At 64.3% G+C, this 26601-nt stretch carries 22 protein-coding genes; 13 read left to right on the forward strand and 9 right to left on the reverse strand.

Annotation, left to right across the window (positions count from 1 at the left end; all coding sequences use genetic code 11):
* Nucleotides 1–244 precede the first annotated feature (244 nt).
* On the forward strand, nt 245–1108 hold the full coding sequence (locus tag ACP148_RS13180; RefSeq protein WP_425033530.1) for a MurR/RpiR family transcriptional regulator: 864 nt from the start codon (nt 245–247) through the stop codon (nt 1106–1108).
* Nucleotides 1109–1233: 125 nt separating this feature from the next.
* On the opposite strand, the gene ACP148_RS13185 is transcribed toward ACP148_RS13180, so the two are convergent.
* The gene (locus tag ACP148_RS13185) at nt 1234–1680 is read right to left on the reverse strand and encodes an RrF2 family transcriptional regulator (protein ID WP_421952593.1); all 447 of its coding nucleotides are present in this window, start codon (nt 1678–1680) and stop codon (nt 1234–1236) included.
* A 110-nt stretch (nt 1681–1790) separates the two neighbouring features.
* On the opposite strand from ACP148_RS13185, the gene ACP148_RS13190 reads away from it, so the two are divergent.
* On the forward strand, nt 1791–2204 hold the full coding sequence (locus ACP148_RS13190) for an SAM-dependent methyltransferase (RefSeq protein WP_421952592.1): 414 nt from the start codon (nt 1791–1793) through the stop codon (nt 2202–2204).
* Between the two features lie 199 nt (nt 2205–2403).
* Nucleotides 2404–3066, forward strand: a complete 663-nt coding sequence (locus ACP148_RS13195) for a DUF1236 domain-containing protein (RefSeq protein WP_421952591.1) — start codon at nt 2404–2406, stop codon at nt 3064–3066.
* Nucleotides 3067–3109: 43 nt separating this feature from the next.
* Here the strand turns inward: ACP148_RS13195 and iolG are convergent, their stop codons facing one another.
* Nucleotides 3110–4102: an inositol 2-dehydrogenase gene (gene iolG / locus ACP148_RS13200; RefSeq protein WP_421952590.1), complete on the reverse strand. Its 993-nt coding sequence runs from the start codon at nt 4100–4102 to the stop codon at nt 3110–3112.
* A 247-nt stretch (nt 4103–4349) separates the two neighbouring features.
* Between iolG and ACP148_RS13205 the strand changes: the two genes are divergently transcribed.
* The 5 genes from ACP148_RS13205 to ACP148_RS13225 all read left to right on the forward strand — a co-directional run bounded on the left by ACP148_RS13205 (nt 4350) and on the right by ACP148_RS13225 (nt 13097).
* Nucleotides 4350–6263 (forward strand): bifunctional 5-dehydro-2-deoxygluconokinase/5-dehydro-2-deoxyphosphogluconate aldolase, encoded by a 1914-nt coding sequence (locus ACP148_RS13205; protein WP_421952589.1) that lies wholly within the window; start codon nt 4350–4352, stop codon nt 6261–6263.
* Nucleotides 6260–8104 carry a 3D-(3,5/4)-trihydroxycyclohexane-1,2-dione acylhydrolase (decyclizing) gene (gene iolD, locus ACP148_RS13210; protein ID WP_425033531.1) on the forward strand — a complete coding sequence of 615 codons (1845 nt, stop codon included), beginning with the start codon at nt 6260–6262 and terminating at the stop codon, nt 8102–8104. Before ACP148_RS13205 ends, iolD begins: the two co-directional genes overlap by 4 nt.
* Nucleotides 8105–8304: 200 nt before the next feature.
* Complete coding sequence (iolE, locus tag ACP148_RS13215; RefSeq protein ID WP_421952587.1) at nt 8305–9198, forward strand: myo-inosose-2 dehydratase; 894 nt, start codon at nt 8305–8307, stop codon at nt 9196–9198.
* Nucleotides 9199–9492: 294 nt separating this feature from the next.
* Nucleotides 9493–10290, forward strand: coding sequence for a 5-deoxy-glucuronate isomerase (iolB, locus tag ACP148_RS13220; protein WP_421952586.1), 798 nt, complete (start codon nt 9493–9495; stop codon nt 10288–10290).
* 203 nt (nt 10291–10493) lie between these two features.
* Complete coding sequence (locus tag ACP148_RS13225) at nt 10494–13097, forward strand: bifunctional diguanylate cyclase/phosphodiesterase (protein WP_425033624.1); 2604 nt, start codon at nt 10494–10496, stop codon at nt 13095–13097.
* Nucleotides 13098–13135: 38 nt separating this feature from the next.
* Here ACP148_RS13225 and hrpB read toward each other — a convergent pair whose 3' ends face one another.
* From hrpB to ACP148_RS13250, 5 genes are all read right to left on the reverse strand, one after another.
* Nucleotides 13136–15586 (reverse strand): ATP-dependent helicase HrpB, encoded by a 2451-nt coding sequence (gene hrpB / locus ACP148_RS13230; RefSeq protein WP_425033532.1) that lies wholly within the window; start codon nt 15584–15586, stop codon nt 13136–13138.
* A 229-nt stretch (nt 15587–15815) separates the two neighbouring features.
* Entirely contained in the window at nt 15816–16658 is an 843-nt protein-coding gene (locus tag ACP148_RS13235; protein ID WP_425033533.1) for a hypothetical protein, read from the reverse strand.
* A 281-nt stretch (nt 16659–16939) separates the two neighbouring features.
* On the reverse strand, nt 16940–17665 hold the full coding sequence (locus ACP148_RS13240; protein ID WP_425033534.1) for a copper homeostasis protein CutC: 726 nt from the start codon (nt 17663–17665) through the stop codon (nt 16940–16942).
* A gap of 132 nt (nt 17666–17797) precedes the next feature.
* Complete coding sequence (locus ACP148_RS13245) at nt 17798–18712, reverse strand: ROK family protein (RefSeq protein ID WP_425033535.1); 915 nt, start codon at nt 18710–18712, stop codon at nt 17798–17800.
* A gap of 205 nt (nt 18713–18917) precedes the next feature.
* Nucleotides 18918–20429, reverse strand: a complete 1512-nt coding sequence (locus ACP148_RS13250) for a helicase HerA domain-containing protein (RefSeq protein WP_425033536.1) — start codon at nt 20427–20429, stop codon at nt 18918–18920.
* A 193-nt stretch (nt 20430–20622) separates the two neighbouring features.
* Between ACP148_RS13250 and ACP148_RS13255 the strand changes: the two genes are divergently transcribed.
* The 3 genes from ACP148_RS13255 (at nt 20623) to ACP148_RS13265 (ending at nt 22735) form a co-directional block, all read left to right on the forward strand.
* Nucleotides 20623–21114 (forward strand): NUDIX hydrolase, encoded by a 492-nt coding sequence (locus ACP148_RS13255; RefSeq protein ID WP_425033537.1) that lies wholly within the window; start codon nt 20623–20625, stop codon nt 21112–21114.
* A gap of 684 nt (nt 21115–21798) precedes the next feature.
* Nucleotides 21799–22140 carry an IS110 family transposase gene (locus ACP148_RS13260; protein ID WP_421953155.1) on the forward strand — a complete coding sequence of 114 codons (342 nt, stop codon included), beginning with the start codon at nt 21799–21801 and terminating at the stop codon, nt 22138–22140.
* Between the two features lie 49 nt (nt 22141–22189).
* Nucleotides 22190–22735 (forward strand): transposase, encoded by a 546-nt coding sequence (locus ACP148_RS13265; protein ID WP_421953156.1) that lies wholly within the window; start codon nt 22190–22192, stop codon nt 22733–22735.
* A 14-nt stretch (nt 22736–22749) separates the two neighbouring features.
* On the opposite strand, the gene ACP148_RS13270 is transcribed toward ACP148_RS13265, so the two are convergent.
* The gene (locus ACP148_RS13270) at nt 22750–24252 is read right to left on the reverse strand and encodes an inorganic phosphate transporter (RefSeq protein WP_421953157.1); all 1503 of its coding nucleotides are present in this window, start codon (nt 24250–24252) and stop codon (nt 22750–22752) included.
* A gap of 227 nt (nt 24253–24479) precedes the next feature.
* Here ACP148_RS13270 and ACP148_RS13275 point away from each other — a divergent pair, with 227 nt between their 5' ends.
* Together ACP148_RS13275 and ACP148_RS13280 are read left to right on the forward strand one after the other, a co-directional pair.
* Complete coding sequence (locus ACP148_RS13275; RefSeq protein ID WP_421953158.1) at nt 24480–25082, forward strand: DUF2062 domain-containing protein; 603 nt, start codon at nt 24480–24482, stop codon at nt 25080–25082.
* Nucleotides 25083–25103: 21 nt separating this feature from the next.
* Complete coding sequence (locus ACP148_RS13280) at nt 25104–25520, forward strand: VOC family protein (protein WP_421953159.1); 417 nt, start codon at nt 25104–25106, stop codon at nt 25518–25520.
* A 42-nt stretch (nt 25521–25562) separates the two neighbouring features.
* Here the strand turns inward: ACP148_RS13280 and pcaQ are convergent, their stop codons facing one another.
* Nucleotides 25563–26543, reverse strand: a complete 981-nt coding sequence (gene pcaQ, locus ACP148_RS13285) for a pca operon transcription factor PcaQ (RefSeq protein WP_421953160.1) — start codon at nt 26541–26543, stop codon at nt 25563–25565.
* Between the last annotated feature and the right edge of the window lie 58 nt (nt 26544–26601).

Raw genomic sequence — 26601 nt, forward strand, 5'->3', positions numbered from 1 at the left:
CCTGCATCCACCAAATAGAATGCTTGATGCACTCATTTATAATTGTGGAATGTTTATTCCATTTCGTGCAGAATACGTCAAGACCCAATCGCGGCGCGGGGCGCGAAAAACGCGGTCGGAACGGTGAAAAATGCGGATTCGGCGCGGCGCGAGAGCGAAAACGCGGGTGGCGATTGCCGGGGACAATGACCGGACAAGTATAGATGCAACGGGCCCGCTGGGGATAAGATAGGAGAAACCGACCATGGGGCGCAGCAAGGCGATGGACAGCGCAGAGCAGATCGATGTGCCGCGCGATTTCGCGGCCCTGCGCGAACGCGTACTGGCGCGCTGGGAGGAATTGCCGCGCCGGCTGACCCAGGTGGCCGAATATGCGCTCAACAACCCCGACGAGATCGCCTTCGGCACGGCAGCCTCGATCGCCGCCAAAGCCCATGTGCAGCCCTCGACGCTCGTGCGGTTTTCCCAGGCGCTGGGCTATCAGGGCTTCTCGGGTCTGCAGGAGGTGTTCCGGTCGCGGCTGCGCGACCAGGTGCTGGGCTATGACGAGCGCATGGCGCAACTGCGCGAGCACGGAGAAGGCTCGCCGCGTCCCTCGATGATCCTGGAAGGGTTCGCCGAAGCCTCGCTGCGCTCGATCTCGGCGCTGACCTCGCGGCACGATCCGGCGGTGTTCGAGCGGGCGCTGGACGCGCTCGAGAGCGCTGAAACGATCTATCTGATCGGGCTGCGGCGCTCGTTTCCGGTGACCTCCTATATGGCCTATGCCATGGGCAAGCTTGGCATAAGGACAATCCTTATCGACGCAGTGGCGGGACTGGCCGCCGAACAGGCCAATTTCGCCAGCGACAAGGACGCGGCGCTGGCCATCAGCTTTACGCCCTATGCCAGCGAAACCGTGGCGCTGACCACGCAAGTGCGCGAAGCGGGCGCCAAGGTGGTGGCGATCACCGATTCTATCTTTTCGCCCCTGGCCTCGCAGGCCGAAGCCTGGTTCGAGGTGGCCGAAGCCGATTTCGAAGGGTTCCGCTCGATGAGCGCGAGCATGACCCTGGCCATGGCGCTGACCGTGGCGCTGGCCGATCGGCGGAAGGGACGGGGGCGGTAGAGCGGGCGAGGCGAGAGCCGCCAGCGCTCAAGGCCCCCTCACCGGCCTGCCGGCCACCCTCTCCCCCGAGGGGCGAGGGTTTTTCTTGGGGAGGCGTTGGGGATGGACAGTCGCGCCTAGGGACCTCAGCAGCGCTGGTCCTGGGGGACGGCGGCAAGCCGGTCGGCGAAATCGTCGCGGATTTCGGCGAGAGTCATCGATCCAAACCGGTCGACGATCATGGCTTCGGCGGCGGCAAGCGTATCGCCGATGCGGGCGTTGACGGCCTTTTCGATCAGGCATTTGGGGTCGTCATTGGCGAGGCCCAGCGCGAACATTTCGGGCGAACCGAGCGCGCGGTAGATATCGGCCATGGTGATCTTTTCAAGCGGGGTCGCCAGTTCCCAGCCGCCATTGTGCCCCTTGGAGGAGGTGACATAGCCCGCCTCGCGCAGGCCGGCCATGGTGCGGCGCACGACCACGGGATTGGTCGAGAGCATTTTTGCGATGGTTTCAGACGTGGCCGCACCCTTCTGGTTGCTCATGTGGATGAGAACATGAAGCATGCGGGAGAGCCGGTTGTCGGTGCGCATGGGCGATACCTCTGGGCACAGACCTAGCCCGGCGGGCCTTGTCGCGTCAATCGGCGCCCACTTGTGCGCGACCGCGCAAGGCGCGATCGTGGGGCCATTGGGAGACAGGGATGGCACAGGACATTTCAACACGGCTGCTGGCCATTGTGGACGCGTTGCCGCTGGCGCCGGGCATGCGGGTTCTGGAAATCGGTTGCGGACCGGGGGCGATGGCGCGGGAAATGGCAAGACGCATCGGAGCGGGCAAGGTTGTGGCCATCGACCGCTCGGCCAAGGCGATCGCATTGGCGCGGGCCGGATCGGCGCAGGAAATGGCCTCGGGCCTTCTCGAATTCCGGCAAAGCGCGATCGAGGGTTTTGCGCTCGAGACGGAAGAAAGGCCCTTCGATCTTGCCGTGGCCGTGCGCGTCGGCGCGCTGGATGGCCGGCATCCGCAGGCGGGCGAAAAGGCGCGCGCCGCTATTGCGCGGGCACTGGGGCCGGCCAGCATTCTGGTGATCGACGGACGGCAGGAGACATTCTGAAGCAGGCCTCGACGCAACGCTGTTGCCTGCCGGACACAGGCAAATTTGATTTTGGCCACCCCGGCACCGGCTTCGGAACGAACAGGTCCTGGCGACGTTCGACCACCGCGGGGAAACAAGCAGCACGAGCCGATACCGAGGCCCGGCCATCGCGCCGGTTCGAGGGAAGGTTTGTCTGCCCAATCAACGGAGTAGAACAATGAAAACCGCTCTTGCAAAAACAATCCTGGCGACAACCGCCGGACTTCTGATGACCGGCACGGCACTGGCCCAGACCGCCACCGCCACGGCCACAACCGATCTCAACATCCGTTCGGGCCCCGGCCCGCAGTTCGAGACCGTGGGCGTGATCGCCTCGGGCGACAGCGCTACGGTCAATGGCTGCGTCGCGGATTCAATGTGGTGCGAAATCGACTATAACGGCACCATGGGCTATGCCTATTCCGACTATCTGACGGTGCAGGCCCAGGCCGAGGGTGAAGTGATCGTACTGACCGAACGTCCGCCCGAACTGGTCGGCGTTGCCGAACCGTCCACCACCGCCAATTCGACGGTGACGGGCGCTGCCGGTGGCGCGATTGCCGGCGCATTGATCGGCGGGCCCGTGGGCGCCGCGATCGGCGCAGGGCTGGGCGCAACCACCGGCGTGGTCGTCGATCCGCCGGAAAGCGCACGCACCTATGTGACCTCCAACCCCATGGAGCCGGTCTATCTTGAAGGTGAAGTGGTGGTCGGCGCCCAGGTGCCCGATACGGTGACGGTCCAGCCGATCCCTGATTATGACTATGAATATGTCTATATCAACGGCCAGCCGGTGCTGATCGACCCGGCCAATCGGCAAATCGTCCACATCTTCCGCTGATCGCTGAAGACAAGGGAGTGGGGCGGCCCGGCGGGTCGCCCTACTATTTGACCTCGACCACCTGCCCCGTCTTGAGGCTTTGGCTGGCGGCTTCGGCCAGCTTCTGGGCCATCAGCCCGTCATGGCCGGAGGCGCGGGGCGCTTCGCCTTTTTCAAGGAAATCGAGAAATTTTTCGATTTCGGCGGTGTAGGCGGCCTGGTAGCGCTCGACGAAGGAAAAGGGAATCTTGTCCTGCGTCCAGCCGGCCTGGTTGGCCATCTCGACGGTGGTGTCATGGATATTGGCGGCACGCAAAAGCCCTTTTGAGCCATGCACTTCGATGCGCTGGTCGTGGCCGTAGGTGGCGCGGCGGGAATTGGTGATGACGACGATCTTGCCCGATGCTGTCTGCATCTGGACGCTGGCGGTGTCGATATCGCCGGCCTTGCCGATTTCCGGGTCGGTGAGGACGCCGCCAAGGGCGTGGACGGTGACGAGCTCCTCATCGCCCAGAAGGAAGCGGGCCATGTCGAAATCGTGGATCATCATGTCGCGGTAAAGCCCGCCCGAGCGCTCGATATAGGAGACCGGGGGCGCGGCGGGATCACGGCAGGTGATGGTGATGATTTCAGGGTCGCCGATTTCGCCTGAGCGCAGGCGCTTTTCGAGGAAGGCGAAGTTTGGATCGTAGCGGCGGTGAAAGCCGATCATTAAGGGAACGCCTGCCTTTTCAACGACTTGCAGGCAAGCCTCGATACGCTCGACCGACAGGGAAACCGGCTTTTCGCACAGAATGGCCTTGCCGGCGCGGGCGGCCTGTTCGATCAGGTCGGCGTGGGTGTCGGTGGGGGTGGCGATGAGGATGGCATCGACATCGGAAGCGGCGATAACGCCTTCAACCGATTGGGTTTTCGCGCCGACCACCGAGGCCAGTTTTTGGGCGGCATCGGGCATGGCGTCGGCGATATAGCCGACCGTGGCCCGGCCCGATGACGCTATGGCGCGGGCGTGGACATTGCCGATGCGGCCGGCTCCCAGAATTCCGAAACGCAGCATGAAACCCTCCTCGAACACGCAGCCAACAAACGCAACATTGGCTGTAAAAGCTATGGACTTGTGCGATGTTGACCGCTGTGTTGCGCAACATTTGCACCCATGCCTTTTTGCGTCACCCGCCGATGGAATGCAATCGGCAAAATGGAACATATATTCCGAATTGACAGATTTTCGGAATTGATGTTTCAATCAGGGGCGATTAAACCGGACGGCAAACACGTGTCCGGATTTCGGGGAGGCCAGCGCCATGGAAGAGCGGGAGAAGACGCTGGACGTCATCACCATCGGGCGCGCTTCGGTGGACCTCTACGGCCAGCAGATCGGCGCGCGGCTGGAGGACGTTGCCAGCTTTGCCAAATCCGTGGGCGGGTGCCCGGCCAACATCGCCATCGGCACGGCGCGGCTGGGGTTGAAATCGGCATGGCTGGGGCGGGTGGGCGATGAAGCCTTCGGGCGTTTCATCACCGAACAGATGGCGCGCGAGGGCGCTTCGACCGAGGGGATCATCACCGACAAGGAACGGTTGACGGCGCTGGCCATTCTCGGGGTCGAGGACGACAAGCGGTTTCCGCTGATCTTTTACCGCGAGGACTGCGCCGACATGGCGCTGACCGAGGGCGACATCTCCGAGGATTTCATCGCGCGGGCCAAATCGGTGCTGGTGACCGGGACGCATTTTTCGCGGCCCCATACGGCGGCGGCGCAAAAGATCGCCATGACCTTTGCCAAGGGCTATGGCGGCAAGGTGATCTTCGACATCGATTTCCGCCCCAATCTGTGGGGGCTGGCCGGGCATGGGGCGGGCGAGGAGCGCTATGTCCGCTCGCACACGGTTTCCGAGCGGCTGAAATCGGTGCTCTCTCATTGCGACCTTATCGTGGGCACCGAGGAAGAGATCCTGATCGGCTCGGGGGAGACCGATCTGGATGCCGCGCTCAGGACGATCAGACAGGTTTCCTCCGCCGTGATCGTCCTGAAGCGCGGCCCTATGGGGTGCATCGTTTATGACGGGGCGATCCCCGAGGACATCGAAGACGGGATCGTGGGGCGGGGTTTTCCCATAGAGGTCTATAATACTCTGGGGGCGGGGGACGCGTTCATGAGCGGGTTCCTGCGCGGCTGGCTGACCGGGGAACCGCTCGAGACCTGCGCGACCTGGGCCAATGCGTGCGGAGCGTTCGCGGTGTCGCGGCTGCTGTGCTCGCCCGAGATCCCGAGCTTTTCCGAACTGAGCCACTTCCTCGAACATGGCAGTCAGCACAGGGCGCTGCGCAGGGACGCGGCGCTCAACCACATTCACTGGGCGACGACCGGGCGGCGGCGGGAGTATCCAAGCCTTATGGCGCTGGCCATCGACCATCGGGTTCAGTTCGAGGAAATGGCGGACAAGGCCGGAGCCGACCGGGGCCAGATCGCCGCGTTCAAGCTTCTGGCCGTCGAAGCGGCAGCGAAGGTGGCTGACGGCCGCGACGGGTTCGGGATGCTGCTCGACGAGAAATACGGCCGCGCGGCGCTGTTCGCGGCGGCGAAACTGCCCGATTTCTGGATCGGGCGGCCGGTGGAGCTGCCCGGATCGCGGCCGCTCAAGTTCGAGTTTTCCCAGGACGTCGGAAGCCGGCTTGTCGAGTGGCCGGTCGATCATACCATCAAGTGCCTGGCGTTTTTTCATCCGGACGATCCCGACGATATGCGGCTCGAGCAGATCGAGACACTGGGCGCGCTCTATGATGCGGCGCGCAGCGTGGGACGCGAGGTGCTGATCGAGATCATCGGGGGCAAGAACGGGGCGGTTGCGACCGATACCGTGCAGCGGGTTCTGGCCGAGCTGTATTCGGCCGGGGTCAAGCCCGACTGGTGGAAGCTCGAGCCGCAGGCCGATGCGGGCGCGTGGGTGCTGATCGAGGAAACGATTGCCGCCAACGACCCCTTCTGCCGCGGCGTGGTGCTGCTGGGGCTCGATGCGCCGGCAGAAGAACTCAAGGCGGCGTTCAGGGCGGCGGCGGAATCGGAAATCGTCAAAGGGTTTGCCGTGGGGCGGACGATCTTTGCCAGCGCGGCGGAAAAATGGTTGGCTGGGGAAATGGACGACAAGGAGGCAGTTGCCGACATGGCCGAACGCTTCGGGGCGCTGGTGGCCGCCTGGGAGGCGCGGGGGCAATGACCGGCACGATCAGGCTGACAATGGCGCAGGCCACAGCGCGGTTTCTGGCGGCGCAGATGACCGAGATCGAGGGCGAAAGGCTGCCGCTGTTTGCGGGCGTGTGGGCGATATTCGGACATGGGAATGTCGCGGGGATGGGCGAGGCGCTCTATGGCGTGCGCGAGCAACTGCCGACCTATCGCGCCCATAATGAGCAGGGCATGGCGCATGCTGCAATCGCCTTTGCCAAGGCCAGTTTCCGGCGGCGGATGATGGCGTGCACCACGTCCATCGGGCCGGGGGCGACCAATATGGTGACCGCCGCCGCGCTGGCGCATGTCAACCGGTTGCCGGTGTTGTTTCTGCCCGGGGATGTGTTTGCCAATCGGCGCCCCGATCCGCTGTTGCAGCAGGTCGAGGATTTTTCCGACGGGACTGTATCGGCCAATGATTGCTTTAAGCCCGTGTCGCGTTATTTCGACAGGATCACGCGGCCCGAGCAGATCATGCCGGCGCTGCGCCGGGCCATGCAGGTTCTGACCGATCCGGCCGAATGCGGGCCGGTGACTCTGGCGCTGTGTCAGGATACGCAGGCCGAGGCCTATGATTATCCGATCAGCTTTTTCGCCGAGACCGTGCACAGCCAGCGCCGGGTGCGGCCCGATGCGGACGAGCTGGCGCGGGCCGTCGCGGCGATGCAAAGCGCTAAACAGCCTGTGGTGATCGCTGGCGGCGGGGTGCTTTATTCGGGGGCAACCGAGGCGCTGGCGCGGTTTGCGCAAAGCCATAATGTGCCGTTGATGGAGACGCAGGCGGGCAAATCGGCCCTGCCCCATTCCCACCCGCTCAACATGGGATCGGTGGGCGTGACGGGGACGAGCGCGGCCAATAGGCTGGCGGAGCAGGCCGATGTGGTTTTGGCCGTGGGGACGCGGCTGGCCGATTTCACCACGGGGTCGTGGGCGCTTTTCAAGAACCCCGAGGCGGAATTTGTGGCGCTCAACGTGGCTGCCGTCGATGCGGGCAAGCATGGGGCGTTGCCGCTTTTGTCCGACGCGCGCGTGGGGCTCGAAGCGCTTCATGAAGGGTTGGGCGCGTGGCGAGCGCCGGAAAGCTGGCGGCATGAGGCGGAAGCGGGCAAGCGCGAATGGCTGGGCGAAGCCGATGCGGTGACCGCAGCCACCAATGCTCCCCTGCCCTCGGATGCGCAGGTGATCGGGGCGACCCAGCGCGCGATGGGCGAAGCGATCGTCGTGTGCGCGGCGGGCGGATTGCCCGGGGAGTTGCACAAGCTGTGGAAGGCGGAAAGTGTTGGGCGCTACCACCTCGAATATGGCTATTCGACAATGGGCTACGAGATCGCCGGGGGGCTGGGGGTCAAGCTGGCGCGGCCGGGCGACGAGGTGGTCGTCATGGTCGGGGACGGCAGCTACATGATGGCCAATTCCGAACTTTCGACCGCCGTGATGATGGGGCTGCGGCTGACCGTCGTGGTGCTCGACAATCGCGGGTTCGGCTGCATCAACCGGCTGCAAATGGCGACCGGGGGCGAGAACTTCAACAATCTGTTCGAGGACGTGCGCAAGGAGGCGATGCCCGAGATCGACTTCGTCGCACACGCGGCCGCCATGGGCGCGCATGCGCAAAAGGCCGCCGGGATCGCCGAGCTGGAAGCGGCGCTTGCCGACGCGCGGGCGCGCGGCGGGGTCAATGTGGTGGTGATCGATACCGACCCGCTGGTGACAACCGAAGCCGGCGGGCATTGGTGGGACGTTGCGGTGCCCGAAGTGAGCGAACGGGCAGGTGTGCGGGCCAAGCGGGCCGAGTATGAAGAGCGGGTCAAGGGGCAGCGGATCGGGTGACGGGGGAAAGGCCCCCTCACCCGGCGCCTTCGCGCCGACCTCTCCCCCTGAGGGAGAGGTGAAGATGGCGTTTGTCGAAGCGGTGTGAGTAAAACGCGAGGGTGCCGGGCCTGGTGAGTCCCGAGCACCCCTCTCCCCTCCCGAGGGGCGCGGGGGCTCCTCGGAGCCTGGGGCCAAGCAGAGCGAGAGACAGAAGAAAAATGATCCGGATCGGTGCGAACCCTATTGGGTGGTCCAATGACGACATGATCGAGATCGGCGGGGAGACGCCGTTGGAGGTGTGTCTGGCGGAGGCGCGGGAAGCGGGATTTGTCGGCATGGAGCTGGGCAACAAGTTTCCGCGCCAGACCGAAGCGCTTCGGCCCGTGCTCGATGCGCATGGGCATCGGCTGGTTTCGGGGTGGTATTCGACCGAGCTTTTGGTTCGCGATGAAAATGCCGAAATCGAGACGGCCACCGCCCATGCGACGCTGTTGCGCGACATGGGCTGCACGGTGATGATCGTGTGCGAGACGTCCAACGCGATCCATGGGCAGATGGAGACGCCGCTGTCGCAGCGCCCGGTCCTGCCCCATGACGTCTGGGGTCGGTTCGGGATGCGGCTGACGGCGTTCGCGCTCAAGCTCAAGCAGGCTTACGGGCTCGATCTTGTCTATCACCATCACATGGGAACCATCGTGCAGACCGAAGCCGAGATCGACAGGCTGATGGCCTCGACCGGCGATGCGGTGCGTCTGCTGCTCGACACCGGGCATGTGACCTGGGGCGGGGGTGACCCGGCGCGGGTGGCGCGCAATCATTTCTCCCGCATCGCGCATGTGCACACAAAGGATGTGCGCGCCGATGTGATGCTGAAATCCAATTCGGAGGATTGGAGCTTTCTCAAATCGGTGCTGGCGGGGGTCTATACGGTGCCCGGCGACGGGCTGATCGACTTTGGCGCTGTGTTTGCCGAACTCAAAGCCTATGAGGGCTGGGTTGTGGTCGAGGCGGAACAGGACCCCGAAAAGGCCCATCCACTGACCTATGCGAAGATGGGATACGGGCATTTGCGCGGGGTGCTGGAACGGGCCGGGTTTGAGGTAGGGGCGTAGAGTAATTGCCGGTTCGGAAAGGCCCCCTCACCCCAACCCTCTCCTCCAAGGGAGAGGGGGTTAGGCTGGGGATCGGAATGATCGCGGGGGCCGTTGGAGCGCGCTTGGATTGCGGGAGGGCGCGGGGACAGGCTGCAGGTCGAACCGCAGGCGCTGCCGGGTACTGGGTCCCGGGTCTTCGCCCGGGATGACGGTGGTGGGGAGGTGAGGATCGGAGCTGGGACCGGGATCAGAACCAGGATCGGGACCAGAGCCGGGATCGGGGGCTCGGACGGAGAGGAAGGAAGCAAGGTGATGTCTGAACTGCTGGTCAAACCGTCGGGACAAACCGGCAAGGTGATCGATATAACGCCGCAAAGCGCGGGATGGCGCTATGTGGGGTTTGCGCTGCACAGGCTGGCGGCGGGTCAGGGCATTTCGGCGGTCACGGGGGATCGGGAGGTCTGCCTGGTTTTCGTTTCCGGCACAGGGAGCGTGACTGCCGGGCGCCGGCAACTGGGCCAGATGGGCAAGCGGCAAAACCCGTTCGACGGCAAGCCGGCGGCTGTCTATTTGCCGGGCAACAGCAATTGGTCGGTGATGGCGGAAACCGATCTGGAACTGGCCGTCTGTTCGGCCCCTGCCCTTTCGGAACGCGCCGTAAAGGTCATCGCACCCGAGGCCATGAGCCAGGAGGTGCGCGGCAAGGGCACCAATACGCGCTATGTCACCAACATCCTGCCCGAAACCGACGGGGTGGCCGACAGCCTGCTGATAGTTGAGGTGATAACGCCGGGCGGACATACATCGTCCTACCCGCCGCACAAGCACGACCGGGATGCCCTGCCCGACGAGTCCTATCTCGAAGAGACCTATTATCACCGGCTCAACCCCCATCAGGGGTTCGCTTTCCAGCGCGTCTATACCGACGATCGATCGCTTGATGAAACGCTGCTGATCGAGGACGGGGTAACCACTCTGGTGCCCAGGGGGTATCACCCCTGCGCGGCGATCCATGGGTATGACCTCTATTACCTCAACGTGATGGCCGGGCCGCGCCGCGTTTGGCGCTTTCACAACCAGCCCGAGCATGAATGGCTGCTCGGGGGGTAAGGCAAGGGGATTGCCCCTTGCTTCCGATCCCACCCGATCTCTCCAACAAGCAGTGTCTAAAGGGCGTGTTAAGCCATTGGCCCTAACAGTTTCCTGTGTCGAGAAATGCGGTGCGGAGGGCAGACAGCGTGCCAGGCGCTCTTCAAAGCAGAACAAGGCAATTGGGGCGAGCACTCGTGCGCGCCAGCAATATACCCGCTTTGATGGCCGTCGTGGTGATCGCCGTGGCGGTCGGCTTTGCCGACTATCAGAACCGGGTGATCTTCGCACAATCGCAACGTACGGCGGTGCTCGACAAGCTCGGGCTGGTGCGGGCCCAGCTCGAGGGCAACGTCAATGCCAATTTGCAGCTGATTCACGGGCTGGTCGGCACCATCACCACCGAACCCGATATGGGCCAGAACCGGTTTTCCCAGCTTTCCGCCTATCTGTTCGACCGGAGTAACCAGCTCATCAATATCGCCGCAGCGCCCGACTTCGTTGTGCGCATGGTCTATCCTCTGGCCGGAAACGAAGCGGCGCTGGGGCTCGACTACCAGATCAATTCCGACCAGCGTGATGCGGCAATGCTGGCCCGCGACACGCGGGAAATCGTTCTGGCCGGGCCGGTGCATCTTGTGCAAGGCGGGCGGGGCTTCATCGGGCGCTATCCGGTCTATTATCACAATGGAGAGGATCAAGAGCGTTTCTGGGGCATCGTTTCGGCGGTGATCGACGCGGACAAGCTCTATGCAGACAGCGGCCTTGCCGCAATGGAAGGCGATATCTCCATCGCCATTTCCGGACGCGACGGGCGGGCCGATAACAACTCGGTCTTTTACGGGGACGCGGCCGTGCTGGAAAACGATCCGGTGCGTGCAGAAGTGTTGCTGCCGTCGGGAAACTGGGTCATCTCGGCAATCCCGAGCGAAGGCTGGGGGGAAAATCCGCCCAACACCATCCTGCTTCGGGTCGGCATGGGGCTGGCAGCGGCGCTGATCCTGGTTCCGCTGGTGCTTTTGGGGAGCCTGAACGAGGAACGCCGGCGGCGCATGATCGAACAGCGACGGCGCGAAAAAGAATTGTCGCGCCTGTCGCGCCGGCTGGAGCTGGCATTGGCAACCTCCCAGGTCGGCGTGTGGGAAATGAACATTTCCAACGGCGCCCTGTCGTGGGACGACCGGATGAACGAGCTTTACGGCCATCCCCGCGATGGCGGCGCGCGCAACTACGCCCATTGGCGCGACAGGCTGCACCCGGATGACTTTGAACGTGCCGAGCGTGACTTCAACGAATCCATCCGCTCGGGCAGCCAGTATCTTTCCAACTACCGGGTCATCACCGCCGAAGGTGAAACGCGCCATATCAGGGCCATCGGCACCGTTTATCAGGACCCGGGCACTTCGCCGCGCATCGTGGGGGTCAATTGGGACGCGACACCCGATGCCAAGTTGTCAGAGGCGCTGCTGCGCGCCAAGACGCAGGCCGAGGCGAAAAACTTCGAGCTGGAAACCGCCAAGGCGCGCATCGAGCATAACGCCATGCACGACCCGCTGACCGGGCTGCCCAACCGGCGCTATCTCGACGACATCCTGGACATGCACACCCGGAGCAGCGCGCACGATGGCGGGTATGTCTCGATCCAGCATATCGATCTGGACCGCTTCAAGCAGATCAACGACACGCTGGGGCATGCCGCGGGCGACGCCATGCTGGTCCACGCCTCCGAAGTGCTCAAGGCCTCGGTACGACCCTCCGATTTCGTGGCGCGGATCGGGGGCGACGAATTCGTGATCCTGTCAATCGGGGAAAAATCGGACGCGGAGCTGCGCGTCATGGCCGAGCGGATCATCGCCGCCATGCGCAAGCCGGTCTCCTATCAGGGCCATGAGTGCCGGTTCGGGGTTTCGATCGGCATCGCGGGGGGCGACGTTTCGATCACGCCGGCCAAGCAGGTGCTGGTCAACGCCGATATCGCGCTCTATCGCGCCAAGGAGCGCGGCCGGAACCGGGCCGAGTTCTTTTCCGAGGAATTGCAGGCCGAAATCATCACCGCCAAGCGCGTGGCGGACGACATTCTTGCGGGGCTTGAAAACAGTGAATTCGTCGCCTTCTACCAGCCGCAGGTGGACGCAAAGACGCTCGACATCGTGGGCATGGAGGCGCTGGCGCGCTGGAACCACCCGATCAGGGGATTGCTGGCGCCCGACGCATTCATGGCGATCGCCGAAGACCTCAACGTTGTTGCGACGATCGACAAGCTGATCCTCGAGCAGGCGCTGGCCCAGCACAGGAAATGGAAAAAGGCCGGGCTGGACGTGCCGCGGGTGTCGGTCAACGTTTCGGCGCGGCGGCTCAACGACGAGGGGTTGATCGACACGCTCAAGGCGCTCGATATCGAGCGCGGCACCGTGTCGTTCGAATTGATCGAGTCCATCTATCTCGACGAACGCGACTCGCTGGTTTCGTTCAATATCGACCAGATCAAGGATCTGGGCATCGATATCGAGATCGACGATTTCGGGACGGGCTATGCCTCGATCGTTTCGCTTCTGCAATTGCGGCCCAAGCGGCTCAAGATCGACCGGCAGCTCGTGATGCCGATCACAAGCTCGGCCGGCCAGCGCAGGCTTGTCGCCTCGATCATCGAGATCGGCGCTTCGCTGGGCATCGAGGCGATCGCCGAGGGCGTCGAAAGCTTCCAGCACGCCGAAATACTGGCCGAAATGGGGTGCGCGGCGCTGCAGGGCTATGCGATCGCCCGACCCATGGACGGCAAGGCCGTGACGCAGTTCATCAAGGAACAGAGCTGGCGCAACGCGAGTTAAGCGTGGGCAGGTCAGGGCTGGCCCCAACGCACTTTGGGTCAGCTTCTGGGTTTTGCCCGGTTGGTGGCCTGGGCGGCGAGTGGGTTGTCGGGCCAGTAATGGCGCGGATAGCGACCCTTCAGATCCTTTGCGACATCGGACCATGAACCGCGCCAGAAGCCGGGGAGATCGCGCGTGGTCTGGATGGGGCGATGGGCCGGGGAGAGGAGCGAGAGCAGAAGGGGCACCTTGCCCCCCGCGATGGCGGGATGGGTGTCGAGCCCGAACAGCTCCTGCACGCGGACGGCGAGAACCGGGCCGTTCTCGGCGGCGTAGTCGATGGGGATATTGCTGCCCGAGGGGACGGGGAAATGGGACGGCAGGAGGGTTTCCATCCGCGCGCGCCGGTCCCATGGCAAAAGATCGAACAGGGCGGCGGCGAGGTGATCGGGCGTGATGGCATCGAGGCGCGACAGGCCGGCGATGTGGGGAGCGAGCCAGGCGGCATCGTCTTGCGCCAGTGCCGTGTCGGAGAGGTCGGGCCAATCATTCCCCATGGTGCGATGAAGGAAACCGGCGCGGTCACGCAGGGTGCGCTGGTCGCGGGTCCAGGGAAGCTTATCGATACCGATCTGCGCAATGCCCTTGGCCAGCATGGGCGCGGCGGCAGCGGGATCGTCGATAGCGGCCGGGCCGTCTTCAAGCCGCAGGGCGCCGAGGCGGCGCTGGCGGCGGGCGCGAACCGCACGGGCGGTGACCTCGAAGGCCAGCTCGGTCGCGGTTTCGATGTGGCTTGAAAAAATATCCTCGATGTCATCGCGATCGATGGCGATGGCGGCGCGGATATGAGCGCTGGCGGCGGCGCCGGTCATGTCGGTGACAACGAGGAATTTTTCGCGCGCAAGGCGTTCTGTGTCATCGATGCGGGCCTGACGGCCATTGGCGAGACGGAACCGGCCGGGACCCGTCTGTTGGGCGACGCGGTCGGGGTAAGCGCGGGCGAGGTGGCGGGCCAGATCGGCGCCGGAAAGCTGCCCTGCCCCGCCAGCGGCTTTGGCCCAGCGAGACGCGAGGGATTTGGCTTCAGTGGCACGTCTGGAATTGTCGCGGCGCAAGCGCTCGAAGCGGTCGGAGAGATCGATGGCGTTGCCGCCAAGGCCGGGTTCACCGACCAGAACGCCGAGCAGGGCCGCGTCCATGGCCTTGCCTTCAGTTGCGGCAAGCGCGATCATGTGACCGAGGCGCGGATGGAGGGGGAGTTTGGCGAGCAGCGTGCCGTGGGGCGTGATGCGGCCAGCGGTGTCGAGCGCGTCGAGATTGGCCAGCAGATCGACGGCCTCGGACCATGCGGGAGCCGGCGGGGGATCGAGGAAGGCGAGGGTTTTGGGATCGGTGACGCCCCAGCTCGCGAGATCGAGGACGAGGTTGGTCAGATCGGCCTGGGTAATTTCGGGGGGATCGAAGGGAGCAAGGCTTTGGGTCTGGCCTTCGTGCCAGAGGCGATAGCAGACGCCCTGCTCGGTGCGCCCTGCCCGGCCGCGGCGCTGATCGGCGGCGGCGCGGGAAACGCGGCGGGTTTCGAGCCGGGTGAGACCGGTGTTGGGCTCATAAACCGGTAAACGGGAAAAACCTGAATCGATAACGATGCGAACGCCTTCGATGGTCAGCGAGGTCTGGGCGATGGCGGTGGCGAGGACGATCTTGCGGCGACCCGGCGGGGCGGGCTGGATGGCGCGGTCCTGTTCGACCGGGGTGAGCTGACCGTAAAGCGGGGCGATATCGGTGTCCGGGCCGACGATTGGGCCAAGCGCTTCGGCGGTGCGGCGGATTTCGGCCTGACCGGGGAGGAAAACCAGGATCGAACCGGCCTCTTCGGCCAGCGCGCGGTGGGTGGCGGCGGCCACCGCGTGGTCGATGCGCGCGTTGGCATCGGGGATGATGTGGCGGGTTTCGACGGGGAACGCCCTGCCCTGGCTTTCGATCACCGGGGCATTGCCGAGCAGGCAGGCCACCGCCGCGCCGTCGAGGGTTGCCGACATGACGAGGATGCGCAGATCCTCGCGCAGGACCGATACGTCGAGGGTGAGGGCGAGGCCGAGATCGCCGTCGAGGCTGCGTTCGTGAAATTCGTCGAACAGGACGGCGGCAATGCCGGTCAGTTCGGGGTCATCGAGCACCATGCGCGTAAACACGCCCTCGGTGACCACTTCGATGCGGGTTTTTGCCGAGATCTTGGTGTCGAGGCGAACCCGGTAGCCGACGGTTTCGCCGACCTGTTCGCCCAGCGTCCGGGCCATGCGGCGGGCCGCGGCCCGCGCGGCGAGGCGGCGCGGTTCGAGCATGACGATCCTGCCATCGCCCCGCCATTCGGCATCGAGCAGGGCCAGGGGCACGCGGGTCGTCTTACCCGCGCCGGGCGGGGCAACGAGGACGGCGCGTGTCTCGTCCTCCAGCGCGGATCTGAGCGCGGGGAGGACGGCGTCTATGGGCAAGGGGTCGGTGGGGTGCATGGAGCGCTCTTAGAGCATTTCCGCTTTTCTGGGAAACGCTTCGATTGCGCGATGGCCGTTCAGCTTTTGACAAAAACGATTGCCGCCCGCTCCCCATCGCTGTCCCGGGCTTGATCCGGGACCCAACTGCTTTTGCCTGACGCTCTAAAGTGCGTGGAAAGGCACATGGGCCCCGGCTTTCGCCGGGGAAGCGAGGGGGAGATAACTTACGCGCCGGAGCTGGTGCCTGCTACCAGCGGCGCGTCAGGTCTTGGGGGACCGTGTAGCGCCCGGCATCGAAAGTCAGGTGGTCGGTGGACGCGGGGCTGTCCGTCAGGGCTTCGGTGCATTGGCCATCGCGTTGGTAGGAAACGCTGGTCTCGGAGCGGGTCGAAACGATGATGTCGGCGACGCCATTATGGGCTTTGGGCGCCATGGCGAGCGTGCGCGTGGTTGCGTAGAACTTGCCCTCACAATTGCCGTCCCATTCGCCGCCGCGTTGATCAACGGTGACATTGTCGAGGATGGCGCTGAGGTCGTTCCCCTCCATGTCGAAGAGCCACAGCGTGGTGAGCATAAAGGGATTCACGCGCGAACTTCCCTCCTCGACGATCCGCAGGCCGAAGGCGATCCGGTCCGGTGCCAATTGGTAGAATGCGGTGTCGAAGGCCACGCGATAGATCCGGACGGCATCGTCGGACATCATGTTTTCCAGACGGGTGCGCGCAGCCACCGCGTGGGTTTCGGTATCGAGAACGAGAAGGTCGAGATCGCCCCGCGTCGCATCGTCGGTCTGCTCGTAGATCAGCGGGACGGCGACGAGGCGGTAATGGGGATTGGCCGGCCAGATGCGGCAGATCATCTTATCGGGGGTATAATCGATGATGCTGTCGGCGGGCAGCGTGATCGTGCCGCCATCGACCGAGTAGGTTTCGTCGGAAATTTTGGTGCCGTCGGGATAGGCGGTTTGTACGATCAACGCGGCGCTGGAGCCACACTGGCTTTCCTGCGCGGTGGCGGGGGACGAATTGAGACCAAACATCGCAACGATGAACAGCGTCACGAGGCCGACAGGGAATGGCGCTTTTTTCATTGGGGTCTGTTCTCGTGCGGTTGTCGCCGCACGCTATTGCGCCGCCGTGCGATTGCCAACAGTTAAGCGCCGCGCTGGAGATCGAACCGTTGGCGCTGGGGGTACTGGGTCCCGGGTCTTCGCCCGGGATGACCCGGGGTGGGGAGGATCGGCGGATTGCCCCGCCATCGCTGTCCCGGACGTGATCCGGGACCCAGCCGGGTCTGCTCAGCCACTGGAGGGTGCGGTCGCGTACATGCGCCCGGGGTCAAGCCCGGGGCAGCGAGGGTGTGGGGCGCCGCTCAGGCGGTCGTCATCGCCCGCTTGAGCGCGGCCACAAGATCGGCATCGGTGCGTTTCATGCCGGGTGCGACATAGCCCAGATCGGCGGCGCGGCCAGCGGGAATTGCGATGGCGCGGCTGGCCGAGGCGTGGAGGTCGGTGACGCCGAGGGCGAGGAAGGTTTTGGCGTTATCCGCTGTGACGCCCGAGCCGGGCATTATGGCGATGCGACCGGCGGCGTGGGCGATGATGGTCCGCAGGGCGTCGAGCCCGTCGATGGCGCGTGGGGCGCCGCCTGAGGTCAGGATTTGCTCGAACCCCAGATCGATTGCGGTATCGATGGCGGCGGGGAAATCGGGGGCCAGATCGAAGGCGCGGTGAAGGGTGAGCCTAAGGCCGGTGGCGCGGGCGGTGAGGCGTTGGAGGATCGCCGTGTCGAGGGTGCCGTCGGCCTTTGTGGCGCCGAGGACGACGCCGGAAAGCCCGGCGGCGCGGGCGGCGTCGATATCGGTTTGCATGGTCGCCACATCGTCTTCGGAAAATACGAAATCGCCGGGGCGTGGGCGGATCATGGCGTAAACGGGGATGGGCGATTTGGCGGCGAGGGCCATCAGGCCCGGTGTAGGGGTGAGCCCGCCAATGGCGAGGGCGGAGCACAGCTCGATCCGGTCGGCACCGCCTTCAATGGCGGCGGCGAGACCTGTGGCGTCGTCGACGCAGATTTCGAGGGTTGGGGCTATCGACATTGCAAACCGGGTGTTTGAGGACGCTCTGCGCACCCCTCACCCCCAACCCCTCTCCCCTCAAGGGGCGAGGGGAGATATGGCGGCTCCGATCGTGACCACTTGAGGCGCTGGAATCGATGCGAGGGCGCGGCGTCAGGCATAGGCGAACCGGTCGAGGCCCAGAAGCGCGGCGCCGACAAGACCGGGTTCGGTGGCACACTGGGCGGGGACGATGAGGGGTCGGTCGAGCTTGCGCAGGATGGAGGCGCGCACTGCGGCATCGAGGGCGGGGATGAGGCCCGGCGCTCCGGCGAGGCCACCGCCGACGGGCACGATGGACGCGCCGGTGATATTGACCGCAAGGGCCAGCGGGGCGGCGACGAGATCGACATAGACATCCATGGTGCGGCTGGCCGCCTCGTCGCGCCCGGCCCAGCCGACGACGATTTCGCGGCTGTCGCGGGCCTGGCCGGTCAAATGCATGTGCAGCTTTTCGAGCCCGCGCGCGCCGCCAACGGTATCGACGCAGCCCATGCGGCCACAGCCGCAGCGGAAATGGGGAATGGCGAGGGGCGGATCGCCGGCTGTGGTGGCAAGGATGGTCGCGTGGCCCCATTCGCCGGCATAACCGCCCCTTCGGTTGGCGAGCCGGCCTTCGACCACGAGGCCGCCGCCGACGCCGGTTCCCAGGATGATGCCGAACACCACGTCATGGCCCTGCCCTGCCCCGAGCCCGGCTTCGGCCAGCGCGAAACAATCGGCGTCATTGGCGATGGAAACGGGCAGTTCGAGCGCTTCGGAGAGATCGGCATCGAGCACGCGGCCATCGATGCAGGGCACGTTGGCGCAGATCATTTTGCCCGTCTCGATATCGACGACGCCGCAGATGGAAATCGAGACGGCATCGGGCCGTTCGGGCACGGCGGCAAGGATGCCGCGCAGGGTTTCGACGAAGGCGGCGAAATCATTGCGCGGGGTTTCGATGCGGCCCATCTGGACGATGGAGCCGGTGTCGCGCGCAAAGGCCGCCTTGATGGCGCTGCCGCCGATGTCGAGTGCTAAAATCATGGATTTGACCCTAGCGGGGGATGGCGAGCGGGCAAGGGGAGATTTCGTCAAAAGCGGAGATTTGGCGATTTTGGCGAATGGGAACGGGCGAGGCTGGCGCAACAATCATGGGCGATGGGGGTACTGGATCCCGGGTCTTCGCCCGGGATGACCGTGGGGGCTGGATAAACGTTGAGCAAAAAGGCGAGCGTTGGGAAATGCCAGCCTACTCTGCCGCTGCCCTGCCGTCCGGGCTTTCCGCAGGACCGTTGGCGTCGCCGGGGGCGGTTTCGCAGCCAAGGTCGGGGAAGGCGGCGATGCGGCGGGAAGAGAAATCCTCGCGCAAGACGATAAGGCCGCGATCCTCGAAAAAGGTTAAAAGCCGCCGGGCGCGGGAGGCGGAATGGGAACCATAGGCGCGGGCCAGCGTGGCATCGGACGGACAGGGAAGCGTTTCCACCGCGGCGCGGGCGACCATTAAGAACACACCCTGCAGATCCTCGGGGAGCGTGCGGGCCAGATCGAGGGCGGTCTGCCAGACGTCGGACTCGGCAGCCGCCGTATCGACCCCGGCGCGGGCGACGGCGAAGCGGCGCTTGAAATCGCTCAAATCAGGCGGGGTGCCCGGCACGCGGCGGATGCGGCAGCGCACAAGAAAATCCTGATAAAGCACGGCGACCGAGCGGAAGCTGGCCTCGGGGTCTTCGAGGATTTCGACAAGCACGGCATCGATCAGGGCGGCGCGCTCGGCCTCGTCGATTTCGGGGAACAGGCTTGCCGGCTCGGGGTCCGCTTTGGGCGCTGGTCGGCTCAGCTGGGCCAGAATATCGGCGGTGGGGCGCGGCGCAGACTGGACGGTACGGCGCGGGAGGGGGCGGATGTCTTCCTCGGCGCCGGGGGTAAAAATCAGATCGGCGGCGTCGGCCCCGGTTTCGGGGAGCGGCATGAGCTTTGGCGATGTGGAGCGGGCGCTGGTTTGGACGGCACCGATCCTGATGGGCAGCGGGCGGCGCGACAGCGCGGGGCCGAGCGCGACGAAATTGCCCTTTTCGAGATCGCGAAACATTTCGGTGCCGCGCCGGTCCATGCCCAAAAGATCGCCGGCGCGGGCCATGTCGATATCGAGGAAAGTGCGGCCCATCAGAAAGTTCGACGCTTCGGCGGCGACGTTCTTGGCGAGCTTGGCGAGGCGCTGAGTGGCGATGACGCCGGCAAGGCCGCGCTTTCTGCCACGGCACATGAGGTTGGTCATGGCGCCGAGGGAGAGCTTGCGCGCCTCGTCGGAGACTTCGCCGCCCGAAGACGGCGCAAAGAGCTGGGCTTCATCGACAACGACCAGCATGGGATACCAGAAATCGCGGTCGGCATCGAACAGCCCGCCAAGGAAGGCGGCGGCGGCGCGCATCTGGGCTTCGGCCTCGAGCCCTTCGAGCGAGAGAACGACCGAGACGCGGTGCTGGCGGATGCGGCCGGCGATGCGCGTCAATTCATGCTCGGAGCGATCGGCCTCGACAACCACGTGGCCGAATTTGTCGGCCAGGGTGACGAAATCGCCCTCGGGGTCGATGACGCATTGCTGCACCCAGGGGGCGCTCTGTTCGAGAAGGCGGCGCAGGAGGTGGGATTTGCCCGAGCCGGAATTGCCCTGCACCAGAAGGCGGGTGGCCAGCAATTCCTCGAGATCGAGCTTTGCGGGCGTCGCCGTCTTTGTCGTGCCCATGTCGATTTCGACGGTCATCGCCTTTTGCCTGCTCCGGGGTTGGTTGGTGATTCGAGGTGGGACTCAGGCAAGCCGAGCCAGCCTAGTGTAGCATCGGGGAAAGCGGGCTGCACAACCCCCTTGGCCGCGATTCACAGCCCTTGGTGTTTGTTTTGACGTTCAGGGCCAAATCAGCCTAGGATTCCGAGCGTTCGCAATGGAGTCGCCATCAATGCCCATGCGTCTTTGGTCCCACTTTTTTGCCAAGCCTCCCGTTGAGCCGGTGGGGCCGCAATTTGGTGCGCTGCCGTACAGGATGGTCGACGGGCAGTTGGTGGTGCTGCTCATCACATCGCGTGGCCGGGGGAAATGGATTTTCCCCAAGGGTCGGCAGATGGATGGCAAGACGCCCTGGGAAAGCGCCGAGCTGGAAGCCTATGAGGAAGCGGGCGTGGTGGGCGAGATCGAAACCGCGCCGATCGGCTCATATTTCCTGCCGGTGACCGAGGAACGGCCGCAGCCCATAGAGGTCAAGATGTTTCCGCTGCTGGTCACCGACCAGCGCGAGGACTGGAAGGAAATGGGGCAGCGCTATCGCCACTGGGCGGTTCTGGCCGAGGCCAAGCGGCTGATTACCCATGACGGGCTGGCCGATGTCGCCCTGGCGCTGGCGCAGCGGGAAACGTCTCGTTCTGTCTCACGGCGCGCACCGCTGCAGGCATGACGGGCTAAAACCGCCCTATGCCTTCCGCTGCGCCTGCGACGGCGCGGCCAAAAAGTTGGCCGGGGCCTCGCTGCGCTCGTCCAGTCCTGTCTCGCGGCGCGCACCGCTGCAGGCATGACGGGCTAAAACCGTTCAGGTCTTGAAAAGGCCAGCCACCCTCGGCCGCTTCCCCGGTCCCGGCTTTCGCCGGGATAAACTCCAGCCGGGGTCCAGCAGCAGGTACCGAGCCGCTGGCGGCTGAGGAAGCCCTCATGGGCCCCGGCTTTCGCCGGGGCAGCGATGGGGACAATGCCAATTCCGTGTAAATCTTGGGCGTCGTCAGGCATCACGGGGCCTAGATCAAATCCGCTTTTCGCTTGCGCGGCCCTTCGGGTCTTCGAATCGCGGACTTGATCTAAGTCCTTGGTTCGTCGCGTGTCCAAACCGCAAAACCGTTTCCATCCCCGATCGGGTCGAGGACATGCTTTTGCTGGACACGCTTGTCTTATGAAAGAACCGGCTGTTGTGCGATGAAAGGGCCAGTGTGCGCCATGTGCTTTATGGCGCGCACTGGCGGCGGTTGGATCGATACGGGCTTGGTCGTGATGGACCGTTTTAGAGTGTGATCGACCGCCGTCTTCGCCTGAGGCCTGAACGGATACAGAGCGGCGCAAGCCCTCTAGGACAAGCATAGGACACGCGAAGATGACCAAGGATAGCATCGGCATCGACATCTCGAAAGCCAATCTCGACGCCCATAGCGCCAGAACCGGTGAGACGGCCCGGTTTGCCAATTCTCCGGCCGGCCTGCGTGCCCTGAGGCGCTGGATCGGACCCCAACGCCCCGATCTGATCGTCTATGAAGCGACCGGTCCCTATCACGCAGCCTTCGAGCGCGCATTGGCCGCAAGCCTGCCCCTGGTCAAGGTCAATCCCCTGCAGGCGCGCCGATTTGCCCAGGCACGAGGAACCCGGGCCAAGACCGATGCCGTCGACGCGCGCATGCTGGCTGCCATGGGCGTCGCATTCGATCTCGATCCCCAATGAACCCCAGCCCGAAAATCAACACGTCCTCAAAGAATTGCAGATCGCGCGCATGGCGCTGATCAAGGACCGTACACGCCTGTTGAACCGGCAAAAGACGCAGACCTTGGCCATCACCAGACGCCAGACAAGGGCAAGGCTCGATCAGATCAAACGGCACCTCGCCGAGTTGGACACCCAGGTGCAGCGCCTTGTACGCCAGTGCCCGGACCGGGCGCGGGCCTTCGATATCATGTGCTCAATCCCGGGAGTGGGGCCGGTCACTGCTGCCGCCATCGTGATCGAATGTCCCGAAATCGGTACAATGACCCCAAAGCAGGCCGCAAGCCTTGCAGGCCTTGCTCCCATGACACGGCAATCGGGGCAGTGGCGCGGAAAGGCTTTCATCCAGGGAGGGCGAAAGTTCCTGCGCGACGCCCTCTATATGCCAGCCCTGGTCGCTGCCCGATACAATCCCGACCTCAAACGAAAATACAACGCCATGATCGGAGCCGGAAAACCACCAAAACTCGCCCTGACCGCCCTGATGAGAAAACTCATCGAACTCGCAAACACACTCATCAAACACGACCGGAAATGGACACCAAAAACCGCTTGATCAAAACGGATACTCTAGAGCCCGAACAGCAGCACCATGCCCCAGAATATCCCTCCGGCAATCAGTGCGGAGGCCGGGACGGTGATGATCCACGCGGCGCCGATGGACAAGACGTGCTGGCGGCGGACAAGGTAACGGCGCCGGCGTTTCTGGTAATTGGCGACGGCCTCCTCGGCGGTCTTGTTGAGATGGTCGGTGCGCAGGAAGACGCCTTCGGGGCTGACGGCCTTGTTGCGGATGCCCTGATTGGAAAACCCTTCGCGCAGAAAGCCCACGCCGAACACGGCGCCCACCGCAATATGGGTCGACGACACCGGCAGGCCGAGAGCGGAGGCGACCAGTACCGTTGCGGCCGCCGAGAGTGCGACGCAATAGCCACGGATTTCGTTGAGCTTGGTGATTTTTTCGCCCACCGTGCGGATCACGCGGGGGCCGAACAGCGCAAGCCCCAACGCGATGCCCAACGCGCCGATGGCCAGGACCCAGATCGGCAGCGCAACCGATTCACCGACAGCGCCCCCCTGCACCGCCGAAACGATGGCGGCGAGCGGGCCGACGGCGTTGGCGACGTCGTTGGCGCCGTGCGCGAACGAGAGCAGGGCCGTCGCAAAGATCAGCGGCAGGCGAAACAAGGTGCCCACCTGCTTGTTGGAATTGTCCATGCCCTCGGTGCGCGCCCGCACCCATGGCTGGGCGGCGAACCAGCCGATGCCGCCAGCCAAAAGCCCGATCAGCAGGACGATATGGCCCTGGGGCTTCCAGACACGGGAGAGGCCCTTCATGGACATGTACATGGCGAAGATGCCGATCATCACGCCAACAAGAACCGGCACCCATATGCGCGCGGAAAGCACCTTTTCCTTCTGGCGCAGGATGGTGAAATTGATGATTGTGAGCAGAACCGCAGCCAGCAAACCGCCCATGAGCGGGGAAATCACCCAGCTCGCGGCGATCTTGGCGATGGTGGGCCAGATGATTGCGGAAAACCCGGCGGCGGCGATCCCCGCGCCGACCACGCCGCCAACCACGGCATGGGTGGTGGAGACCGGCGCGCCGATGATGGTGGCCAGATTGACCCAGAGCGCCGAGGACAAAAGCGCAGCCATCATGACCATCACGAATGCAGTGCCGTCGATGTGAGCGCCGGGAACGATGATGTCGCGCGATATGGTGGAGACCACGTCGCCACCGGCCAGCAGCGCGCCCGCCGCCTCACAGATGGCAGCGATGGCCAGGGCGCCGGTCATGGTGAGGGCCTTGGACCCGACAGCGGGGCCCATATTGTTGGCCACGTCGTTGGCCCCGATATTGAGCGCCATATAGGCGGCAATGACCGTGGCGATAATGACCAGATAGCTCAGGGGACCCGAAGATACGGCGAAACTGGCCCAGATGAGAGCGGCGAGCAGGAAGACCAGCGCGATGCCCGGAGCGGCCATGGCACGGGAGCTATCCTGGGTTGCCTCACGCAACTGCCGGACGCGCTTGAGATCCTTGTCGATGGCTGACTTGGACATGGGGCTCCTGGAAGACCTGTCGGATTTATTCTGGCCTTAGCGAACCTGAGACCGCTTGGCCACAGCCATTGTGACGTTATCGTCATAAAAGGCGCCCGTTGAGGTCTGTTTTACCGCGTCTGCGCAAAACCGCCACACCCTTTAGCAATTGTCTGGTCGCAGACCCCCAATCGGGGTTAACATTTGTCCCAGATAATCGGGCAAGACCGGCCCCAGGGCAGAACCGAATGGCAGACAGCAGGCAAAAAAAAGATTGGCAGACGCGGGTGCGGGATGCCGTCTGGCCCCGCATGGGGCTCAAGCGGTATTTCACCTATCTGCAAAAGCGCGTGCTGCGGCTGACGGCGAGCCCGCACGCCATTGCGGCCGGTGTTGCCTCGGGGGCGGCGGTTTCGGTGTTTCCGCTGATCGGAGTGCATTTCTTTTTAGGCTTTGTTCTGGCGTTCGTAACGCGCGGCAACATGCTGGCCGCAGCCATCGGCACGGCGTGGGGCAACCCGATCACCTTCCCGCTGTTTTTCTCGCTGAGCTTCCAGTTCGGCTCATCGATCCGGGCGGCGCTGTTTCCCGACGATCCGGCGGCGGTGATGCGCCATGCGGACACCACGGCACTTTCGGGCGGGCTGTTCTCTCTCGATCTGGGGGCCATCCTGCCGCTGTTTCAGACAATGATGATCGGCGCCCTGCCGATTGCCTTGTTCTGCTGGGTGTTCTTTTACGTGATCGTGCGCGGATTGGTGAGCGGCTTTCAGACCGCCCGCAAGGCGCGGCTCGAACGCCGCCGCGCCCGACAGGGCCAGACCTCGCCGCGCAACGCTGTGCGGAGCTAATAGATAAAAAAGGAAAACATAGTGGTTCAATCGGTTTTTCATCTCGCCTATCACGTGACCGATTTGGATGCGGCGCGGCGATTTTACGGCGGGGTGCTGGGATGCGCCGAAGGGCGCTCAACCGAGACCTGGGTCGATTTCGATTTCTTCGGGCATCAGATATCGCTGCATCTGGGCGAACCGTTTAAGACGACGCGCACCGGCAAGGTGGGCGATCACATGGTGATGATGCCGCATCTGGGCGTGGTCCTTCCGCTCGATGACTGGAAGGCGCTCGCCAATCGTCTCGAGGGCGCCGGGATCGGGTTCGACATTCCCCCGGTTGTGCGGTTCGAGGGCGAACCGGGCGAACAGCGGACCATGTTTTTCACCGATCCATCGGGCAATCCGATCGAGGTGAAAGGCTTTGCGGACTTCGCCGGGGTTTTTGCCAAATAGCCCCAGAGCCGATCAGGATTTGATTGAATCAAATCCGCTGCTCTAGGATTTTGTTTTGTCGCGTGTCCGAACCGCAAAACCGTTTCCACTTTTGCTGGACACGCTCTGGCCCGGACTTGCCACCTCCCGTACGGCCGCGATGAAGGCGGTCGTGGGGAGATCGATTTCGGCGCCGGCGCGCGTGGTGATGCCGATGGCGCCATGGCTGGCGGACATATCGACATCGAGCGTGGCCAACGCACCGCTTTGCAGATCGGCGGCGACCACGGAGCGGGAAATGAACCATACGGCATCGGTCAAAAGGGCATAGGCGCGACCGAACGAATTTGACACCGTTTCGATCTCGCGCGACAGACGGGCGATTCCGGCGGCCAGCAGCACGGTTTCCACGGTCTGGCGGATGATGGCGCCGCGCGGGGGCACAAGCGCCGGGTAGGATTCAACCATGCGCAGGGATGGCGCGGGAGCCAAGAGCAGCGGATGGCCGGGGCGGACGGCGAGGACCAGCGGTTCGGAATAAAGATGCTCGAAACTGAGCCCGGCCATGACATCGGGCGCGGGCATGCGCCCGACCACGAGGTCGATGGCGCCTGTGCGCAGCAGACCGAGAAGGTGCGGGCTGGGGCCGCTTTCCACATGCAGGCGGGCGGCAAGCGGGCCCATGGCAAAGCGCGCGACGGCGCGTGGCACCACTTCCACTTCGACGGTGGGCAGCGCGCCGAGGCGCACCACGGCATCGGCATGGCTGGCCAGCGAGACCGATTCAACGCCCTGCCGCAGTGCGGCGAGCGCGGCATTGGCGTAGCGCAGGAACTGGGCGCCGAATTCGGTCAGCGCCAGCCTGCGGCGGGTGCGGTCGAACAGGGCGACGCCGAGAATGTCTTCGAGTTCGGCCAGCGATTTCGAGATGGCCGGCTGGGACAGCCCCAACGCCTCGGCCGCGGGCACGACGCCGCCATGCCTGTCGGTCTCGACAAAGCAGGAAAGATGGCGGAGCTTTATGCGCGGGTCGATGAGGGGCATTGGGCGCCTATGTCTGCTCGGGTGATCGAGGCAAGCGCTGCGCACCCCTCATCCGCCC

It is taken from the genome of Pelagibacterium sp., from assembly GCF_965249125.1.
Classification (GTDB): Bacteria; Pseudomonadota; Alphaproteobacteria; order Rhizobiales; family Devosiaceae; genus Pelagibacterium.

Bases quoted from the DNA above. Each gene is read 5' to 3' on its own strand.
- ACP148_RS13185 (WP_421952593.1), bottom strand. From the start codon at position 1,680: ATGCGCACCGACAACCGGCTCTCCCGCATGCTTCATGTTCTCATCCAC.
- ACP148_RS13225 (WP_425033624.1), top strand. From the start codon at position 10,494: ATGGCCGTCGTGGTGATCGCCGTGGCGGTCGGCTTTGCCGACTATCAG.
- ACP148_RS13240 (WP_425033534.1), bottom strand. From the start codon at position 17,665: ATGTCGATAGCCCCAACCCTCGAAATCTGCGTCGACGACGCCACAGGT.
- ACP148_RS13265 (WP_421953156.1), top strand. From the start codon at position 22,190: ATGGCGCTGATCAAGGACCGTACACGCCTGTTGAACCGGCAAAAGACG.
- ACP148_RS13275 (WP_421953158.1), top strand. From the start codon at position 24,480: ATGGCAGACAGCAGGCAAAAAAAAGATTGGCAGACGCGGGTGCGGGAT.
- hrpB (WP_425033532.1), bottom strand. From the start codon at position 15,586: ATGCACCCCACCGACCCCTTGCCCATAGACGCCGTCCTCCCCGCGCTC.
- iolD (WP_425033531.1), top strand. From the start codon at position 6,260: ATGACCGGCACGATCAGGCTGACAATGGCGCAGGCCACAGCGCGGTTT.
- iolB (WP_421952586.1), top strand. From the start codon at position 9,493: ATGTCTGAACTGCTGGTCAAACCGTCGGGACAAACCGGCAAGGTGATC.
- ACP148_RS13205 (WP_421952589.1), top strand. From the start codon at position 4,350: ATGGAAGAGCGGGAGAAGACGCTGGACGTCATCACCATCGGGCGCGCT.
- iolE (WP_421952587.1), top strand. From the start codon at position 8,305: ATGATCCGGATCGGTGCGAACCCTATTGGGTGGTCCAATGACGACATG.
- ACP148_RS13260 (WP_421953155.1), top strand. From the start codon at position 21,799: ATGACCAAGGATAGCATCGGCATCGACATCTCGAAAGCCAATCTCGAC.
- pcaQ (WP_421953160.1), bottom strand. From the start codon at position 26,543: ATGCCCCTCATCGACCCGCGCATAAAGCTCCGCCATCTTTCCTGCTTT.
- ACP148_RS13255 (WP_425033537.1), top strand. From the start codon at position 20,623: ATGCCCATGCGTCTTTGGTCCCACTTTTTTGCCAAGCCTCCCGTTGAG.
- ACP148_RS13270 (WP_421953157.1), bottom strand. From the start codon at position 24,252: ATGTCCAAGTCAGCCATCGACAAGGATCTCAAGCGCGTCCGGCAGTTG.
- ACP148_RS13245 (WP_425033535.1), bottom strand. From the start codon at position 18,712: ATGATTTTAGCACTCGACATCGGCGGCAGCGCCATCAAGGCGGCCTTT.
- ACP148_RS13180 (WP_425033530.1), top strand. From the start codon at position 245: ATGGGGCGCAGCAAGGCGATGGACAGCGCAGAGCAGATCGATGTGCCG.
- ACP148_RS13235 (WP_425033533.1), bottom strand. From the start codon at position 16,658: ATGAAAAAAGCGCCATTCCCTGTCGGCCTCGTGACGCTGTTCATCGTT.
- iolG (WP_421952590.1), bottom strand. From the start codon at position 4,102: ATGCTGCGTTTCGGAATTCTGGGAGCCGGCCGCATCGGCAATGTCCAC.
- ACP148_RS13195 (WP_421952591.1), top strand. From the start codon at position 2,404: ATGAAAACCGCTCTTGCAAAAACAATCCTGGCGACAACCGCCGGACTT.
- ACP148_RS13190 (WP_421952592.1), top strand. From the start codon at position 1,791: ATGGCACAGGACATTTCAACACGGCTGCTGGCCATTGTGGACGCGTTG.
- ACP148_RS13250 (WP_425033536.1), bottom strand. From the start codon at position 20,429: ATGACCGTCGAAATCGACATGGGCACGACAAAGACGGCGACGCCCGCA.